This is a genomic window from Micromonospora coerulea, assembly GCF_016598485.1.
Classification (GTDB): domain Bacteria; phylum Actinomycetota; class Actinomycetes; order Mycobacteriales; family Micromonosporaceae; genus Micromonospora; species Micromonospora coerulea.
In genome coordinates, this window is the sequence record NZ_JAEMUW010000010.1 from 100,536 (window position 1) to 117,166 (window position 16,631).

18 protein-coding genes are annotated in these 16,631 nt (G+C 75.0%); 10 read left to right on the forward strand and 8 right to left on the reverse strand.

All coding sequences use genetic code 11. The annotated features are described in order from the left end of the window. Window positions 1-30 precede the first annotated feature (30 nt). Window positions 31-537, forward strand: coding sequence for a DinB family protein (locus I8N68_RS15055; protein ID WP_200210597.1), 507 nt, complete (start codon window positions 31-33; stop codon window positions 535-537). A 106-nt stretch (window positions 538-643) separates the two neighbouring features. After that, window positions 644-1,429, forward strand: a complete 786-nt coding sequence (locus I8N68_RS15060) for a hypothetical protein (RefSeq protein WP_200210598.1) — start codon at window positions 644-646, stop codon at window positions 1,427-1,429. Between the two features lie 93 nt (window positions 1,430-1,522). On the opposite strand, the gene I8N68_RS15065 is transcribed toward I8N68_RS15060, so the two are convergent. Further along, entirely contained in the window at window positions 1,523-2,740 is a 1,218-nt protein-coding gene (locus I8N68_RS15065) for a S8 family peptidase (protein WP_234039738.1), read from the reverse strand. Between the two features lie 308 nt (window positions 2,741-3,048). Between I8N68_RS15065 and shbA the strand changes: the two genes are divergently transcribed. Genes shbA through I8N68_RS15080 form a run of 3 tightly spaced genes read left to right on the forward strand, consistent with a single transcriptional unit; the run spans window position 3,049 to window position 5,707 of the window. Beyond that, window positions 3,049-3,597: an RNA polymerase sigma factor ShbA gene (gene shbA / locus I8N68_RS15070; RefSeq protein ID WP_443673259.1), complete on the forward strand. Its 549-nt coding sequence runs from the start codon at window positions 3,049-3,051 to the stop codon at window positions 3,595-3,597. Further along, complete coding sequence (locus tag I8N68_RS15075; protein ID WP_200210600.1) at window positions 3,594-4,898, forward strand: anti-sigma-D factor RsdA; 1,305 nt, start codon at window positions 3,594-3,596, stop codon at window positions 4,896-4,898. The genes shbA and I8N68_RS15075 overlap by 4 nt, the downstream gene beginning before the upstream one ends. Further along, a complete protein-coding gene (locus tag I8N68_RS15080) occupies window positions 4,895-5,707 on the forward strand; it encodes a Pr6Pr family membrane protein (RefSeq protein WP_200210601.1) in 813 nt (270 codons plus the stop codon). Before I8N68_RS15075 ends, I8N68_RS15080 begins: the two co-directional genes overlap by 4 nt. On the opposite strand, the gene I8N68_RS15085 is transcribed toward I8N68_RS15080, so the two are convergent. Next, entirely contained in the window at window positions 5,679-7,736 is a 2,058-nt protein-coding gene (locus tag I8N68_RS15085) for an amylo-alpha-1,6-glucosidase (RefSeq protein WP_200210602.1), read from the reverse strand. The genes I8N68_RS15080 and I8N68_RS15085 overlap by 29 nt on opposite strands. Beyond that, a complete protein-coding gene (locus I8N68_RS15090; protein WP_200210603.1) occupies window positions 7,733-8,110 on the reverse strand; it encodes an SCP2 sterol-binding domain-containing protein in 378 nt (125 codons plus the stop codon). The genes I8N68_RS15085 and I8N68_RS15090 overlap by 4 nt, the downstream gene beginning before the upstream one ends. 172 nt (window positions 8,111-8,282) lie before the next feature. On the opposite strand from I8N68_RS15090, the gene I8N68_RS15095 reads away from it, so the two are divergent. Continuing rightward, window positions 8,283-8,804: a hypothetical protein gene (locus I8N68_RS15095; RefSeq protein ID WP_234039742.1), complete on the forward strand. Its 522-nt coding sequence runs from the start codon at window positions 8,283-8,285 to the stop codon at window positions 8,802-8,804. Here I8N68_RS15095 and I8N68_RS15100 read toward each other — a convergent pair. Further along, window positions 8,731-9,240, reverse strand: coding sequence for a mycothiol transferase (locus I8N68_RS15100; RefSeq protein WP_200210604.1), 510 nt, complete (start codon window positions 9,238-9,240; stop codon window positions 8,731-8,733). The genes I8N68_RS15095 and I8N68_RS15100 overlap by 74 nt on opposite strands. Before the next feature lie 80 nt (window positions 9,241-9,320). Here I8N68_RS15100 and I8N68_RS15105 point away from each other — a divergent pair, with 80 nt between their 5' ends. Then, on the forward strand, window positions 9,321-9,836 hold the full coding sequence (locus I8N68_RS15105; protein WP_200210705.1) for a 2'-5' RNA ligase family protein: 516 nt from the start codon (window positions 9,321-9,323) through the stop codon (window positions 9,834-9,836). A gap of 30 nt (window positions 9,837-9,866) precedes the next feature. On the opposite strand, the gene I8N68_RS15110 is transcribed toward I8N68_RS15105, so the two are convergent. Further along, window positions 9,867-10,019 carry a hypothetical protein gene (locus tag I8N68_RS15110; protein ID WP_234039824.1) on the reverse strand — a complete coding sequence of 51 codons (153 nt, stop codon included), beginning with the start codon at window positions 10,017-10,019 and terminating at the stop codon, window positions 9,867-9,869. A 225-nt stretch (window positions 10,020-10,244) separates the two neighbouring features. Between I8N68_RS15110 and I8N68_RS15115 the strand changes: the two genes are divergently transcribed. Then, window positions 10,245-11,075 carry an MEDS and STAS domain-containing protein gene (locus tag I8N68_RS15115; protein WP_200210605.1) on the forward strand — a complete coding sequence of 277 codons (831 nt, stop codon included), beginning with the start codon at window positions 10,245-10,247 and terminating at the stop codon, window positions 11,073-11,075. Next, the gene (locus I8N68_RS15120; protein WP_200210606.1) at window positions 11,072-12,034 is read left to right on the forward strand and encodes an anti-sigma factor RsbA family regulatory protein; all 963 of its coding nucleotides are present in this window, start codon (window positions 11,072-11,074) and stop codon (window positions 12,032-12,034) included. Before I8N68_RS15115 ends, I8N68_RS15120 begins: the two co-directional genes overlap by 4 nt. Before the next feature lie 18 nt (window positions 12,035-12,052). Here I8N68_RS15120 and I8N68_RS15125 read toward each other — a convergent pair whose 3' ends face one another. The 3 genes from I8N68_RS15125 to I8N68_RS15135 are packed head-to-tail and all read right to left on the reverse strand — an operon-like array spanning window position 12,053 to window position 14,930. Beyond that, the gene (locus I8N68_RS15125; RefSeq protein WP_200210607.1) at window positions 12,053-12,682 is read right to left on the reverse strand and encodes a LutC/YkgG family protein; all 630 of its coding nucleotides are present in this window, start codon (window positions 12,680-12,682) and stop codon (window positions 12,053-12,055) included. Continuing rightward, on the reverse strand, window positions 12,679-14,136 hold the full coding sequence (locus I8N68_RS15130) for a lactate utilization protein B (protein WP_200210608.1): 1,458 nt from the start codon (window positions 14,134-14,136) through the stop codon (window positions 12,679-12,681). The genes I8N68_RS15125 and I8N68_RS15130 overlap by 4 nt, the downstream gene beginning before the upstream one ends. After that, on the reverse strand, window positions 14,133-14,930 hold the full coding sequence (locus I8N68_RS15135; RefSeq protein WP_200210609.1) for a (Fe-S)-binding protein: 798 nt from the start codon (window positions 14,928-14,930) through the stop codon (window positions 14,133-14,135). The genes I8N68_RS15130 and I8N68_RS15135 overlap by 4 nt, the downstream gene beginning before the upstream one ends. A gap of 225 nt (window positions 14,931-15,155) precedes the next feature. Here I8N68_RS15135 and I8N68_RS15140 point away from each other — a divergent pair, with 225 nt between their 5' ends. Continuing rightward, entirely contained in the window at window positions 15,156-16,571 is a 1,416-nt protein-coding gene (locus I8N68_RS15140) for a coiled-coil domain-containing protein (RefSeq protein WP_200210610.1), read from the forward strand. The last annotated feature ends 60 nt before the right edge of the window (window positions 16,572-16,631 follow it).

Sequence of the window (16,631 nt, forward strand, 5' to 3'; positions counted from 1 at the left end):
GGTCCCAGTCGTCAACGAAGGGCGGGCATCATGAGCGTCTCCGACCAGGTCGTCACCGGTGAGCGGGCGGATCTGCTCGCCACGCTGCGGCGACACCGCGGCTTCCTCCGGCAGACCGTCGACGGCCTGACCGACGAGCAGGCCGCCCGGCGCAGCACGGTCAGCGAGCTCTGCCTCGGCGGCCTGATCAAGCACGTCGCGTCGACCGAGGAGCGTTGGCTGCGGTTCGCGGTCGGTGGGGCCGACGCCATGCGGAGCGAGCCGGTCGACTGGGAGGGTCAGTTCCGCATGCGGGAGGGCGAGACCCTCGCCGGGCTGCTTGCCGAGTTCGACCGGGCGGCCGGGGCGACGGACGAGCTGGTCGGCACGCTCGACCTGGACGCCGCCCATCCGCTGCCGAGCGCGCCCTGGTTCGAGCCGGGCGCGAGCTGGTCGGTGCGCCGGGTCCTCCTGCACCTGATCGCGGAGATCGCCCAGCACGCCGGGCACGCGGACATCCTCCGCGAGTCGATCGACGGGACGAAGAGCATGGGCTGAACGCCGCCTGCCACGGTCCGGGTGATCGACCTCACCTGGGTGATCGGGGTCGGATGCGGGCTTCCGATGTGACGTCGCGTCAGGCGACGGCGCTGAGGGACACGAGATGAACGCACACCGCATGGACCAGGAGACCGTCGAGCGACTGCTCGTCGGCCCCGCCGCCGACCGACCCGACGGTCCGGAGGCGCTCGTCCGACTCCTCACCGCCGTCCGGGTCGCCCCGCGCCCGCACGAGCTCACCGGCGAGCCGGCCGCCCTCGCGGCGTTCCGCGCTGCCCGGACGGGTTCGCTTCCGGCACCGGCGGCCCGCCCGGAGCGGCGGATCCTCGCCGGGCTGCTCGGCGCGAAGGTCGCCGTCGCGGCCCTGCTCGCCGCCGCTGCCACCGGCGGCGTGGCGCTGGCCGCCGCGACCGGCAACCTGCCCGGCTCCCAGGGCGACAACACCCAGGGCACCACGGCACCGAGCACGAGCGCCGGCCTGGACCCGTCGCCGACCGGTGGCTTCGACGTCTCGCCCACCCCGGGGGCCGGCCCGGCCGGCCGGGGAACGGCGTCGCCGGCCATTCTCGGTCTCTGCACCGCGTACCGGGCGGAGGAGAGCGACAACCGGCGCCGGGCGCTGGAGAGCAGACGCTTCGCCGACCTGGTGTCGGCCGCCGGCGGTCGGGAGAAGGTGCCCGACTACTGCGACCGGCTCCTCGACGCCGGGGCCGAGCCGGCGACGGCCAGGCCCAGCGCGACGGACCGGCCGGGCCACGAACCGACCGGCCGGGTCACCAACCCACCGGAGCGTTCACCAGCCACGCCGCCCGTCACCGAGGTCCCGACCGCGCGCGCCACGGGCGCGTCGCTGAAACCACCGGCCCCGACCGGCTCCACCCCGCGCTGAGCCCGCCGCTCGTCGCCCACCCGTCGGCGCGCACGGTCGTGGCAGGGCTCGACCGTGCCGACCCACCGGGCCGGCACGGTCGAGGATCGACGGTCAGAACGTGGCGACGTTCAGCAGCTTCTCCTGGATCCCGTCCGGGTCACCGGCCGGCCAGCTGTAGTTGGTCGTACCGGCCGACTGGAGGGCCGCCTTGACGGCGCTCGGGGTGGCCGTCGGGTGGGTCGCCTTGTAGAGCGCGGCGCCACCGGCGGCGTGCGGGCTGGCCATCGAGGTACCGGAGATGGTGTTGTAGCCGCCGCCCTTCCAGGTGGAGTAGATGCAGACACCCGGAGCCATCAGGTCGACGTCCGCGCCGAAGTTGGAGAAGTCGGCGATGGTGTCATCCACGTCGCTGCGGCAGGTGGCCGCCGCTCCCCCGCCGGGCTGGCCGTTGAAGTCGGCGAGCGCGCTCACCGTGATGACCTCGTCGTACGCGGCCGGCACGTGGTTGGCGGCGTTGTCGGTCTCGTTGCCGGCGGCCACGACGTACGTCACGCCCGCCGCGACGGACCTGCAGATCGCCTCGTGCATGGCGTCCTTGTTGCTGCCGCAGGCGCTGTCGGAGCCCGAGCCGCCGAGGCTCATGTTGGCGACCTCGATCTCGCTGGCGTGCGCGGTCACGTAGTCGATGCCGCAGATGATGTCGGAGAAGGTCCCGCTACCGGCGTTGTTGAGCACCCGGACCGGCCAGAGCCGAGCCCCGGGTGCCATGCCGACCACGCCGACACCGTTGTCCAGCGCGCCGATCGTGCCGGAAACGTGCGAACCGTGGCCGTTGCCGTCGTTCGCGCTGGTGCCGGTGGAGCAGTTCTTCGCACCGGCGGTGTAGACGTTCAGGTCCGGATGGGTCAGGTCGATGCCGGTGTCGATGACCGCGACGTCCACGTTGACCCGCTCGTCCGCGCCGTTGATCCTCGCGGTCGGGCTCAGCTCGGCGTCGGCGCGGTTGATGCCGGTCGGCGTGGTCTGGGCGTCCGCCGTCGCCAACCCGTCGGGCTGGACGAAGAGCACCCGCGAGTCGCGGGCGATGCGGGCGGCGGCGGTCGCGCTCATCCGGGCCGAGTAGCCGCGCAGGGCGTGCTCGTAGATGTGGCCGACGGTGGCACCGCTGGCCCTGGCCTGCTCGGCGGCGACGGACGATGAGTTGGCGTCGGCGCGGAGGACGACGATGTAGCCGCTGTCGGCCTCGGCGCGGGGGGCGGCGGTGGCGCCGGTCGCCGAGGCGGCGACGACGATGCCGGTGAGCATCGCGACACCCAGTGTCTTGCGCATGGGGTTCCTCTCCACGTGCGGTAGGGGCGGTTGGCCCATGCCGAGGTTGTCGCAGCCTGCCGCGCCGGAACCAGGGTGCAGAGACATTCGTTATTGGAAATATATAAATGAGGACGAAACGCCGCACAACGGAGATCCCAGCGTCGATGACGCCGGGTCGGCGGGCGGTCGGCCCCTCTGCCGGGTTATCGCCGCCGAACCTCGCGGCGTTTCACCCCCTTGGCGGTACGACGGACGGCGGATACCGTCGATCCAGTCACAGCGGAAGGGCCTCGTTGACCTCTTTGGACATACCGGATCCCGACCTCGTGCGCCGGGCCGTGGCGGGTGATCCCGTGGCAGTGGCCCGCGTGCTGACGGAGATCAGGCCGATCGTCGTGCGGTACAGCCTCGCCCGGTTGGGCCACGTCGGCGTCGGGGGTGCGACCGCGGAGGACGTCGCCCAGGAGGTCTGTCTCGCGGTGCTCCGCGCCCTGCCGCGCTTCACCGACCAGGGTCGGCCCTTCCTCGCCTTCGTCTACGGCATCGCCGCCCGCAAGGTCGCCGACGCCTGCCGTACCGCGGGCCGGGACCGGACGGAGAGCGTGGCCGACGTGCCCGACACCGCCGATCCCACGCCAGGACCGGAGCCCCGGGCCCTCACCGCCGACCTGGGCGTCCGCCTCAGCGAGCTGCTGGCCCAACTGCCGGCACACCACCGGGAGATCCTGGTGCTCCGGCTGGCGGTCGGCATGACCGCGGACGAGGTCGGTACCGTGCTCGGTATGAGCGGTGGTGCCGTACGGCTCGCGCAACACCGCGCGCTCACCCGACTGCGCGCCCTCGCCGGTGACACCCTGAGCGCGGTGATCACGTGACCCCCGAGGCTCCTCCGCCGGCCGACGACCCGGTACGCCGGGACGACGAGTTGCTCGACGCCATCCGCCGCGGCGCGCCGCCGCCGGCCGACGATCCCGTGGCCGCCCTGCTGGCCGGCTGGCACAACGAGGTGGAGACACACGCCGCACGGCTGGACGCCGCCGGGTCACCCGCCCGCACCGGGCCGGACGGACAGTGGACGGTCCGGCATGCCGTCCCCGCGGTCACGGGTCCGACGGCGGCGCGACCGCGCCACGACGCGGCGGGGGCGAAGGCGCGCCACGAGCCCAACCCGGACGGACCCGACGCCGGGACGACCGGCGGCGGACCCGATCCGGCGGACGGCGCCTCTCCCGGGCCGGCGACGGCCCGTCCCGGGCGGCCGGCGCGACGGGAACGGTCGCGCGCCGATCGCCCGCCCCGACGGCACCCGCGGGTCCTTGCCGGGGCCGCCGTCGCCCTGCTGACGGTGACCGGTGGCATCTGGCTCGGCTCGGCCCGGGCGGAACCGGACGGCCTCCTCTGGCCGGTGACGGAGGTGGTCTGGACCGAGCGCGCCGAGTTGCTGCGCACCGAACGGGAGATCGGCCGGATGCTGGAGCAGGCCCGCCGCGACCTGACCGCCGGCCGGTACGCCGAGGCCCGCACCCACCTGGAGCGCGCGGCGGCGCTGCTCGCCGGCCTGGACGACGACGCGCAGCTGTCCCGGCTCCGGGTCGACCTGGACGACCTGCGGCGTCGACTGCCCACGGCCGGCGTCCCGACGCCCGCCCCGGGCGGGCCGCCGTCCGCGTCGATGGTCCCGCCCGGCGCGGAGTCGATTCCGCCGCCGACCGCCCCGGCCGCGGGTGACGACATCGCCGAGACATCACCCGCCACGCTGCCGTCCGTCGTGGCGCCGCCGGCGGAGCGGACGCAGCGGGCCCGGCCGGCGCGACCCGAGCGTCCGCCCCGGCCCGCACCGGCCAGGTCCGGCGCGACGCCGGGTGCGACGCTGCGTCCGCCCCGGTCCGCGCCGGCCACGCCCGGAGCGACGCCGGGCGCCACGATGCCGGCCGCCGGACGGGCCGCTCCGGGGCGCGAACTGCGGGCACAGCCCCGGCGACCGTCGCCGACCACGTCGGGCGGTGCCGCTGCCACGGCGGCGATGGACCGGAAGCGATCCCCGTCGGCGACGATGCCGCCGACCCGGTCCGCGGTGCCGTCGCAGCCCGCGGCCGGGCGGACCGCGGCGCCGTCGGACCGCCCGCCGTCGCGCCCGGTGACCGGGACGGGCGGCGCTGATAGCTTGCCCCGATGAGTCTGCGGCGCCGACGGCTGGCGGTCCTCCTCCGGCTGGCCATCGTGATCAGTGTGCTGGCCGGAATCGTGCTCACCTCGCTCGGCCCGGCCACCATGACCGGGCTGCTGCCGTACTTCACCATCCAGAGCAACCTGGCGGTCGGGCTCTTCGCCGGCTTCGCGGCCTGGCGGGCCGGGCAGGACCGCCCGGAGCCGCCCTCGGCGCTCAAGGGGGCGCTGACGCTCTACATCACAATCACCGGCGTGGTCTACCACCTGGTCCTGGCCAACCCGGCCAGCCCGTTCGCGATGGTCCAGCCGGACCGCGCGCCCGGTGAGGCGCTGGGCAACCAGTTCCTGCACACCATCGTGCCGCTGCTCGCGATGGCCGATTGGGCCCTGTTCGACCGGCGTGGCCGGCTGCGCCCGCGGTACGCCGCCTGGTGGCTCGCCTTTCCGCTGGCGTACCTGGGGTTCGCCCTGGTGCGCGGCCTGATCGTGCACCGCTACCCGTACCCGTTCATCGACGCCGGCGAGCTCGGCTACGGCGGGGTCGGGCTCACTTCACTGTTCTTCGCGTTGGCGTTCTGGCTGCTCGGGCTGCTCTTCGTCGGCGTCGACCGGGGGCTGTCCCGGCGCGGCGCGACGCCCCCGGCGGCCGTCGAGGCGGACCGGACGCCGCCCTCGTCGGCACCGGAGGCCGTGCCCCTGCACCGGACCGGGCTCGAGGAGTCGGCGGCCGGGGCACCGCTGACCGCGGCGGCCGGGTCCGCACGTCGACCGTCGGGCGCCGGCCCGGTCAGCGCGCCCGGGGTCGACCGCCGGTGACCCGGTCCCGCCCGTAGGCGTCCGACCGCCCCCAACGGCCCGGCACGTCGAGCAGCTCGATCCGGCCGAAGCCCTCCGGCAGCGCGGGGTTGACCAGCAGGTTGTCCCCGCAGGGGCGCAGCCCGAGGAGGGTGCCGAGCAGCATCAGCACCGCCCCGGACGACCACGACTGCGGGCGACCGGCAGCCGGCAGCTGGACCGGGTACTTGGTGACCGGGCGGGGATAGCCGGCGATCACCTCGGGCAGCGAACCCTCCAGCGTCTCCGCCACGGCGAAGATACCGGCCGCGATCCGGGCCGCCTCGGCGTCGTACCCGTAGCGGCGCAGCCCCGTGGCGATCAGCGCGTTGTCCGCCGGCCAGACCGCGCCGAGGTGCGCGCCGACCGGGTTGTACGGGCGCTGCCCGGCGGCGTACGTCCGCACGCCCCAGCCGCTGAACAGCTCCGGGCCGCACAGGTGGGCGGCGAGCGCGCCGGCCCGCTCGGGCTCGACGATCCCGCTCCACAGCAGGTGGCCCAGGTGCGAGGTGAGCGCGTCCACCGGCGTGCCGTCCGGCTCCAGCGCCAGCGCGTAGTACTCCCGCTGCGGCAGCCAGAAGTCGCGGTTGAACCGCTCGCGCAGCCGCGCGGCGTCGGCCTCCAGCCGGTCGGCGTACGCCGGGTCGTCCCAGAACTCCCGGGCCAGCCGGGCACCGCGGATCTTCGCGTCGTACGCGTAGCCCTGGAGTTCGCAGGTGGCTCTGGGGAACGCCGGCTGCCGCCCGTGCCGGTCCACGATCGCGTCGGGCGAGTTGCGCCAGCCCTGGTTGACCAGCCCGTTGCGGGTGTTGCGCCGCTGGTAGCGCAGGTAGCCGTCGCCGCACGCGTCGCCGTACTCGTCGATCCAGTCCAGCGCCATCCGGGCCGGGTGGCGCAGCTGCCGGACCAGCGCGGCGTCCCCGGACCAGCGCTCGTACTCGTCGAGCAGGATGACGAAGAGCGGGGTGGTGTCGGCCGCGCCGTAGTAGAGCGCGGTGGGCTGCTCGTCGAAGGCGGCCACCTCGCCGTAGCGGAGCTCGACCAGGATCTTGCCGGGCTCCTCGTCGTGCTGGTCGTCGAGCTGGCCACCCTGGAGCAGGGCGAGCAGCCGCAGGGTGGCCGGGGACAGCTCCGGGGTGAACGGCAGCGTCTCCAAACAGGTGATCATGGCGTCCCGGCCGTACAGCGCCATCGCCCAGGGCAGTCCGCCCACCGGCACCCGCTCGCGGTACGACAGCGGCGTGTAGCGCAGCGCCGCCAGGTCGGTCAGCGCGCAGTCGTACGCCCGCACCAGCGCTTCCCGTTCGGCGATGAGCCGCGGCGCCCGGTCGCGCCAGCCGGCCAGGTCCTCGCGCATGCTCCGGTGCACCGCGTGCCGGTGGGAGTCCAGGTCGGCCCGCAGGTCGCGGCCGGCCGCGCCATGGATCAGGGCGCGGACGTGCAGGTCGGTGCTCCACTCGCCGTCGGCGGCAACCCGGATCCGGAACGTCATCCCGCGCTCGTCCACCTCGCCGTCGGCGGTGCTGGTCACCAGCGTCTCCCGGGTGAACCGCTCCCGCTGGTAGCGCAGTCGCAGCTCCCGCCGGGCGGCGTCGGCGGCGGCGGTGACGCGGTGCGGCGCGGGGTCGCGGATGTCGGCGATGTCGGCGAAGTCGCTGCCGATCTCCAGCCGAAGGGTGAAGTCGGTGGGCTGCGTCGAGTGGTTGAGCACGGTGATCCGCTCGGTGAAGCTGTCATCGATGGAGCGGTGCCGGATGACCGACACGTCGGCGTCGATGTAGTGGCTGGCGGTGCCGGGCACCAGCACGAACCGGGTCTCGAAGAAGGTGAGGTCGTCCCGGGAGAGGGCGTGCATCCGTTGCCCGTCCAGGGTGAGCACCCAGCGGGACAGGAAGCGGGTGTCGAAGGAGAAGAGTCCGATCGGGGCGTACGGGTCCACCTCGATGTCGCCCTGCGCGTCACCGATGGCGAAGGAATTGCCGGCGATGACGTGCACCAGTTCCTGTCTCATGCCAGCCCACCCCGCTCACCGGCCGCCTCCCGCGGGTGCCGGGCGTCCGGCGGTCCCGGGAAGAGCCGGCGCAGCGTCCCCAGCAGCTGCACGTTCCCCTGCACGGTGAGGTCGTTGCGGAGCAGCGCCGCCGCCAGGTGCAGCTCGCCGGCGGCCATCCGGTCGAAGACGCCCCGGTCGCCGCGGACGATCAGCTCGGCGTCGTCGGCGGAGGGGGCCACGTCGACGTGCTGCTGGCCGATGGTCAGGTACCAGTGCTCGGTGTGCCCGCCGTCGCGCAGGTCGAGGCGGAGCGTGCCGGCGATGTTCTCCGGCAGCTCGGGATGCCGGCCCGCGACCCGCCGGGCCAGGTGTTGCGTCGCCGAGAGGCGCATGGCGGCCCCTCCCCTCCCCGGTCGCCGTCCTCGCAGGGTCCCCGGCAGTCGGGTGAGACCAACTCACCCGATCGGGGTGAGCCGTCGGCGCGGCCCGGTCGCGCAGCCGGATCTCCGACGCCGACCCGCCCTGGTGAAACCGCGACGACCGGGGTAGAGCGGAGGAATGCCGATGACCGACCCTGCGACCACCGACCGGGTACTGGCCGCGCTGCTCGCCATGCAGCGCCAGTCCTGGGAGCAGGGGGTGACCGGGCACGCGCTGCTGGACCTCGGCCTCGACGAGCTCGCCATGCTGGTCGCCGACGCGGCGGTCACCCGGCAGCACCCCGACGGGCGGCTCGGCGACGTCTCCGGCGACCCGGCCGCCTTCCGGGAGGCGAACACCGCGCAGCTGCTGGCGTACGCGGCGCTGACCGGGGTCGCCGACGGCAGGCTGGCGCCATCCTGGCTGGACGTCGGGGCGGACCTGCTCGTCGCCGCCGACCGGCGGGTCGACCGGTACGGCCGGGTGACCGGGGTGAGCGGGGCGCCGGACTTCGAACGGCCCGGCACCTCGCCGGAGGGCCAGGCGTTCCACCTGCTGGCCCACGCGGCCCGGGCCCGGGCCCGGGCGGCGATCAGCTCCGCTCGATCAGCCCCCGGACGTAGGCGGCCTGGCCGACGTGCTGGAGGCCGTCCTCCAGCAAGCTGACCAGCCGCACGCCGGCGGTCACCGGCGGGTCCCAGTTCTCGTCCACCACCCGGTCCAGATCGGCCCGGCGCAGCCCGCGCAGGTACGCCGCGGTCCGCTCGGCCACCGCGCGGTGGTACTCGACCAGCGCCCGTCCGTCCTCCGGCCGGACGGCGAGGACCTGCTCCGGGGTGTGCGCGAAGCCGGTCTCCCCCGGGTCGGCGCGCAGCCCGAACCGGCCCGCCCAGTCACCGGAGAGGTAAACCTGTTCCGCGCCGATCAGGTCGGCGACGCCGCTGTCCTGGATCCGGGTCAGGTGCCAGATCAGCCAGCCCACGGTGTTGGAGCCCGGTGCCGGCGGCTGCCGCAGCTGCTCCGGGCTGAGCCCGGCCACGGCCGACTCGACCAGCTCGGGCAGCCGGTCGTGCGTTTCCACCAGCAGATCCTTCGCGTCCACGGTCCACGCTCCTCCACGTCGGTGCCCCTGCGCAGTACCGCCCACGGGGCCGGGCAAACCTCACCTCTAGGGTGATCGACGTGGTCGCGGCGCTGGAGCTGTATCTCGACACCGACGCCACCCGGCGGATCCGGGTGCTCTGGGAGGCCCTGGAGTCCGAGGGTGTGCAGAGCATGCGCTCGCTGCTGGAACAACGGCACCGGCCGCACGTCTCGCTCGCCGTCGCCGCCCGCTTCGACCCCGAGCAGGTCGCCGCGGCCCTGGCGGGGATGCGGGTGGCCGCACCCCTGCGGCTGGAGTTCCAGCACGCCGGCCAGTTCGTCGGCCGGGTGCTCTGGCTCGGGCCGACGCCCACCGCCGAGCTGCTCGGCCACCATGCCCAGGTGCACCACCGGCTGGCCCGCGCCGGGATCACCCTGGTCGAGCACTACCAGCCGGGGCGCTGGGTGCCGCACTGCACGCTCTCCATGCGGGTGCCGAACGCGCTGATGGCCGCGGCGGTGCGCCGCTGCCTGGAGGTGCTGCCGGTGACCGCCATGGTGGTCGGCGCGGCCATCACCGACCATGCCCGGGGGATCTCCCACCCGCTGCCCTGAGCGTCAAACGCGCCGCTCGGGCCCGGGGTGTCAGCGCGGCCCCAGGTCGAGGATGAAGGTCGGATACTCCGGCTGCGGGCAGGACTGGCCCCGGTGGCCGAGCCGCTCGTAGAAGGGCGCGGCCCGCTCGTGGTGGGCCTGCCATTCCAGGTACCGGACCGGGCCGGCGGCCCAGTCCGACACCGCCGCGAACCGGTTGGACGCGCACGGCCCCGGCTGGGAGGGGATCCGGGACGCGGTAGCCGGCGACGGTGGCTGGCCGGCCGGGCTCCGCGAGTACGCCCGGGTGGTCTGACCGTCCGGGGGGCTCCGGTCCGGGCGGCAGGGCGGGAGCCGGCGCCGGGCGGCGGACCGCCCGGGTGGCCGTCCCGCCACAACGGCATAAACTGGCGTCATGAGGCATCCCGCGTGACCAGCCACGCCGCGCCACCTCCGGCGTACGGTCACCTCTGCTGGGTCTACGACGACCCGGCGGCGCTCGACTCCCGCGCGGTGGCCTTCCTCGGCGCGGGCCTCGCCGCCGGCGAGCGGGTCTGGCTGGCCGCGGCCGGCACCCACGCCGCGCTGGCCCGGCGCCTGGACGGGCTGCCGGGCCTCGGCAACGCGCTGCGCCGCGGTGCCGCCCGGATCGTCTCCGTCGACGACGCCTACCGGATCGACGAGATCGTCGACCCGGAGATCCAGGTGCGGGCGTACGCGGCGGCCACCGAGGACGCCCTCGCCGCCGGCTACACCGGGTTCCGGGTGGTGGCCGAGGCGACCTCGCTGGTCCGCACCCCCGCCCAGCGGGACGCCTTCGCCCGGTACGAGCACCTCATCGACCGCTACATGCGCACCCGGCCGATGTCTGCCATCTGCGCCTACGACCGGCGGGAGCTGGCCGGTCCAGCGATCGCCGAGCTGGCCTGCATGCACGCCGACTCCAACGCCGATGTGCTGTTCCACCTGCACGCGGCCGCCCCGGGCGACGGCGCGTTCGCGCTGGCCGGCGAGCTGGACCCGTCCGTCCACCGGCTCTTCGCCGCCGCGCTGGACCGCGTCGACCCCCGGCCGGTGGACGGCCGGCTGCTGATCGACGGCAACCGGCTGCGGTTCATCGACCACGGCAGCCTGATCGAGCTGGACGAGCACGCCCGCCGTCGCGGCGCGACCGCCGTGCTGCGCACCTCCCGGTCCGCCGCGGCCCGCCTGGCCGAGCTGCTGGACCTGCCCGACGTGCGGGTGGAGGTGACGCGATGAGAACGGGCGCCGCCGCCGGCCACACCGGTTACTACCACGAAGCGATCCTGTACGACTCCGACGAGCACCTGCTCGCCGTGGTGCTGCCCTTCCTGCTCGGTGGGGTGGAGGCCGGCGAGCCGACGCTGGTGGGCTTCGGCGAGCGCAACGCCGAGCTGGTCCGGCGGGCCCTGCCCGCCCACTCGGGCGTGACGTTCCTGCCCGGTGGGAACGTCTACGCCCGGCCCACCTCGGCGATCCGCTCCTACCGCAAGCTGCTGGCCGAACACGTGGCCGAGGGCGCACCGCAGGTCCGCATCGTCGGTGAGCTGCCCACCAGCGCGTTCGGCGCGACCTGGGACTGGTGGGCCCGGTACGAGTCGGCGATCAACCACGCCTACGACGACTTCCCGCTGTGGAGCATCTGCGCGTACAACACCCGGGTCGCGCCGGAGCCGGTGCTGGCGGACGTGGCGCGCACCCACCCCCGGGTCGCGGGGCCGGACGGCAGCCACGTCCCGATCGGGGTCTACACCGAGGCGAGGAGCTACCTGTCCGAGCCGCGGCCGATGCTGCTCGACCCGGTGCAGCGAACGGCCCCGCTGGTCGAGCTGACCGACCCCACGCCCGCGCAGGCGCGCGCCGCCGTCTACGCCGCCGACCGGGGCCAGCTCCCCGCCGACGACGTCGAGGACCTGGTGGTGGCGGTCAGCGAGACGGTCACCAACGCGCTGCGCCACGGCCTCCCGCCGACGCGGATGCGGCTGTGGGCCGGCGCCGACCGGATCGTGGTGGCGGTGAGCGACGGCGGCGACGGCCCGAAGGACCCCTTCGCCGGCCTCCTCCCGGCGACCAGCGCCTCGGCCGGCGGCCTGGGCATGTGGATCTCCCACCAGTCCTGCAACCACGTGGCGCTGCACCGCGGTCCGGACGCCTTCACCGTTCGACTGACCGCGGGGAACCCGCACTTCCCGGTCTGATCCCCCCGGCGCGGCCGGTCACCGGTCGGTGACGACCACGTGCAGGCGGCGGGGGCCGTGCACACCCTCCACCCGGTTCAGCTCGATGTCGCTGGTCGCCGAGGGACCGCTGATCCAGGTCAGCGGGCGGCCCGGGGTGAGCCGGGCGACCCCCTCCGGGACGGTGGCCACCACCTGCCCGGGACGGACCACGCAGACGTGCAGGTCGGGCAGCAGGCTGATCACCCGGCGCCCCTGGTCGGCGGCGGCGTCGAGCACGATCGTGCCGGTCTCGGCGACGGCGACCGCCGCCGCGGTGACCACCGCGTCCAGCCGGGCCAGCCGGGCCGCCGGCAGGTCGTCGTCGACCACCACCTCGATGTCGCCGGGCCGCCAGTCGGCGGGCAGCCCCGGCGGCACCACGACCACGCTGGCCCCGGCGGCGGCGAGGATCCCGGTGACGGTGTCCGCGACCGCCGACGCGGCGACCCGGTGCACTTCCGCCCGGTAGTCGGTGAGCCGCCGGGCCAGCAGGTCGAGCAGTTCTGGATCCCCCGGCGGCAGGTCGCCGTGGCGGCGGTACGCGGCGGTCGCCCGGTCCGGCACGGTGGGCGGCGCGGCGGCCAGCGCGGCGCGCAGCCGGGCCAGCACGAGATCGCGGGAGGTCATGATTCGCTCCGGCGCTCGGCCCACCACTGCCGGAAGGTCTGCGGCGGCGCGGCCGGCACGTCCCGGCTGGCGGTCCAGCCGTTCAGCGGCGGCGGCAGGGCGCGACCGGCGAGCCGGCCCAGCCCCGCGGCGCGCTGCGCGGCCGCGTACAGCCGGGGATGGTCCATCGTGTACGCCGCCGCGGCCATCGCCACCGCCTCGGCGCTCGGCGTCCGGTGCGCCGCGCGCCGCTCCGCCACGTGCCGGGCGCGCAGGTGCACCAGGACGGACGGGATGTCGATCATGACTGGGCAGGCGTCGAAGCAGGCGCCGCAGAGCGACGACGCGTACGGCAGGGAGGCGTTCTCCTCGACCCCGGTGAGCTGCGGGGAGAGCACCGCCCCGATCGGCCCCGGATAGACCGACCCGTACGCGTGCCCGCCGGTGCGCTCGTAGACCGGGCAGACGTTGAGGCAGGCGGAGCAGCGGATGCAGTGCAGCGCCTGCCGGCCCACCTCGTCGGCGAGCACCGCGCTGCGCCCGTTGTCCAGCAGCACCAGATGGAACGCCTGCGGGCCGTCGCCCGGGGTGACCCCGGTCCACATCGAGGTGTACGGGTTCATCCGCTCGCCGGTCGACGCCCGGGGCAGCAGTTGCAGGAAGACCGCCAGGTCGTCCCAGCTGGGGACGACCTTCTCGATGCCCATCACGGTGATCAGGGTCTCCGGCAGGGTCAGGCACATCCGCCCGTTGCCCTCGGACTCCACGACGGCGAGGGTGCCGGTCTCGGCGACCGCGAAGTTGGCCCCGGAGACGGCCACCCGGGTGCTGAGGAACGTCTCGCGAAGGTGCCGGCGGGCCGCGGCGGCGAGCGCGGCCGGCTCGTCGCTCAGCGCCGGGTCCACGCCGGGCATCTCGCGCAGGAAGACCTCGCGGATCTCGGCCCGGTTCCGGTGGATCGCCGGCACCAGGATGTGGCTGGGCCGGTCCCGTCCGAGCTGGACGATCAGCTCCGCGAGGTCGGTCTCGACCGGGGTGATCCCGGCGGCCTCGAGCGCCTCGTTGAGGCCGATCTCCTGGGTGGCCATCGACTTGACCTTCATCACCCGGTCGGCGCCGGCGGCCCGGATCAGGTCGGTGACAATCCGGTTCGCCTCGACCGCGTCGGCCGCCCAGTGCACCGTGCCGCCCGCCGCGGTGACCGCCGCCTCCAACTGTTCCAGCAGCTCAGGCAGGCGGGCCATGGTGTCGCTCTTAATCGCCCGCCCGGCCGCCCGCAGCTCCGGCCAGTCGGGCACCTCGCCGATCACGGCGGCCGACTTCGCCCGGATGGTGCCGGTGGCGTGCCGCAGGTTGCGGCGCAGTTGGGCGTCGGCCAGGGCGCGGCGGGCGGCGACCGGGAACGGCTCGTCGCCACGCAGGTTGCCGACGCCGGCCGGCGCGGTCGCCGGCATGCCGAGGAACGTCTCCGTCATCGCCGCGCCTCCCGGTCCGGCGCCCGCACCGGGCCGCCCTCGCTGGTACTCCCGCCGGCCGGGACCGGCTCGGTGCTGGCCAGGATCTCGGCCAGGTGCACGGTCCGCACGCCGGCCCGCAGCCGGGACAGCCCGCCGCCGATGTGCATCAGGCAGGAGGCGTCCCCGGCGGTGCAGACGTCGGCCCGGGTGGCCAGCACGTGGCGCATCTTGTCGGCCAGCATCGCGGTGGAGGTGTCCGCGTTCTTCACCGCGAAGGTGCCGCCGAAACCGCAGCACTGCTCGGCGTCCGGCAGCTCCACCAGGTCCAGGCCGCGCACCTCGCGCAGCAGCCGCAGCGGCCGGTCCCCCACCCGGAGCATCCGCAGCGAGTGGCAGGTCGGGTGGTACGTCACCCGGTGCGGGTAGTACGCCCCGACGTCGGTCACCCCGAGCACGTCGATGAGCAGCTCCGACAGCTCGTAGGTGTGCCGGGCGACCTGCTCGGCCCGGCTGGCCAGCCGCTCGTCGCCGGCCCGCCGGGCCACCGCCGCGTGCTGGTGGCGTACCGAGCCGACGCACGAGCCGGAGGGAGCGACCACCACGTCGTACGGGGCGAAGGCCTGCACGTGCCGGCGGACCAGCCGCAGCGCGTCGTCCGGGTAGCCGGTGTTGATGTGCATCTGCCCGCAGCACGTCTGGTCGGCGGGGAAGACGACCTGGTGGCCGAGCCGTTCCAGCAGCCGGACGGTCGCCTTGGCCGCCTCGGGGAAGAGGGTGTCGGCCAGGCAGGTGACGAAGAGAGCGATCCGCATCCAGCCCTCCCAGGTCGCGTCCCGGTGGCCCGCCGCGCGGCTGTCCCGCGATCCGTCGAGTGTGCCCCAGCGATCCCGCGAGCGCCATGGGTGCGGCGGCCCGCGGGACGGTGGTGGGGCACGCCGACGGGCCGTTGCGGGGTGACGGTACCGTTGCGCCTCATCATGCCCTGCGGGGCGGTCATCCGCCGGCCTGGCGCTGGCGAACCGACGGAGGATGGCGCAATGTCCAACGGCGAGGAACCGTTCGCACCACACGACGACGCGTCGGCCCCGCCGAGCTTCGAGCTCGCGCTGCGCGGCTACGACAAGCGGCAGGTGGACCGGTACGTCAAGCGGCTGGACGGCGAGGTGTCCACGCTGACCGCCGACCGGGACCGGGCGTACCGCCAGGTCCAGGAGCTGACCGTGCAGTTGCAGCGGGCGCAGACCGAGGTGGCGGAGCTGCGGCAGCGCCCGGCGCAGGTGGACCGGGCCTCCTTCCGGGACCTGGGACCGATGGTCGAGCAGATCCTCGACCTGGCCGAGAAGCAGGCCGGGGTGATCAGCGAGACCGCCGCGAAACGCGCCGCAGAGCTCCACACCCAGGCGGAGAAGGCCCTCACCGCCGCGCGGGAGCAGGCCGCCCGGGAGCTGCGCGAGCTGGACGAGGAGCTGGACGCTCGGCGCGCCGAGCAGGAGCAGGCGCACGAGGAGCGGCGGGCCGCCGCGCAGGCCGAACTCACCGCCACCCGCGAGCTGGCGGAGAAGCTGCGGACCGAGGGTCAGGCCGCCCACGAGCGGGCCCAGCAGGAGGCGAAGCGGATCGCCGAGCAGAGCAACCAGCAGGTCGAGCAGGCCCGCTCCGCCTCCGAGGCGCTGGTGAAGGCGGCCCGGACGCAGATCCAGCAGGAGGTGCAGGCGAACCGCAGCAAGGCCCAGCAGGAGCTGGCCCAGTGGCAGGCCAACATGGCCCGCGAGCTGGAGGAGCGGCGGGCCGCCGCCGAGCAGGAGCTGGCCGACCGGGCCGCCGCCGCCGAGCGGGACATCGCCGCGCTGGTCGCCGAGGCCCAGCAGTACGCCACCGAGGTCCGCGAGCGGGCCGACGATCAGACGGCGGCGCACCAGGAGCAGCTGATCGCCGTGCAGCAGGAGGTCCAGCAGCGGCAGGAGGCGTTGGCCCAGTTGCAGGCCGAGCTGGAGACCGCCGGCCAGCAGCTCGAACGGTCCCGGCAGGAGATCGCCGGCATCGAGCGGGAGGGCGCCGAGCTGGAGGAGCGCCTGGTCGGGGTCCGCCGCGACCTGACCACCGAGACGAAGCGGCTGGCGGACGCCCGGCGGGCCGCCGACCTGGCGGAGCAGCACGCCAAGGAGGTCCGCGCCCGGGTGCAGCGGGAGGCGAAGCGGGTCGCCGACCTGGCCGCGGCGGCGGTGATGGCGGCCGCCGCGGGTGGCGGGGAGACCGCCGAGTACCCGCAGGTGGGCCCCCGGGTGGCCGCCGAGCCGGCGGCCGCCGCGCCGGTGCACGCCGCGCCGGTGCCCGCGCCCCGGGAGCCGTTCGACGCGTTCGCCGTGCGGACGCCCGCCGAGGCGCCGGCCGCCGAGCGGACGGTCGAGGAGCCGGCGGAGCAGTCCGGTTCGGAGGTCGCGGCGACCGCCTGAACCTGGCACGCGCGTTCCGGGCTCATTTCCGGCTCCCTCCGCCGTGCGCCGTCCCCATCA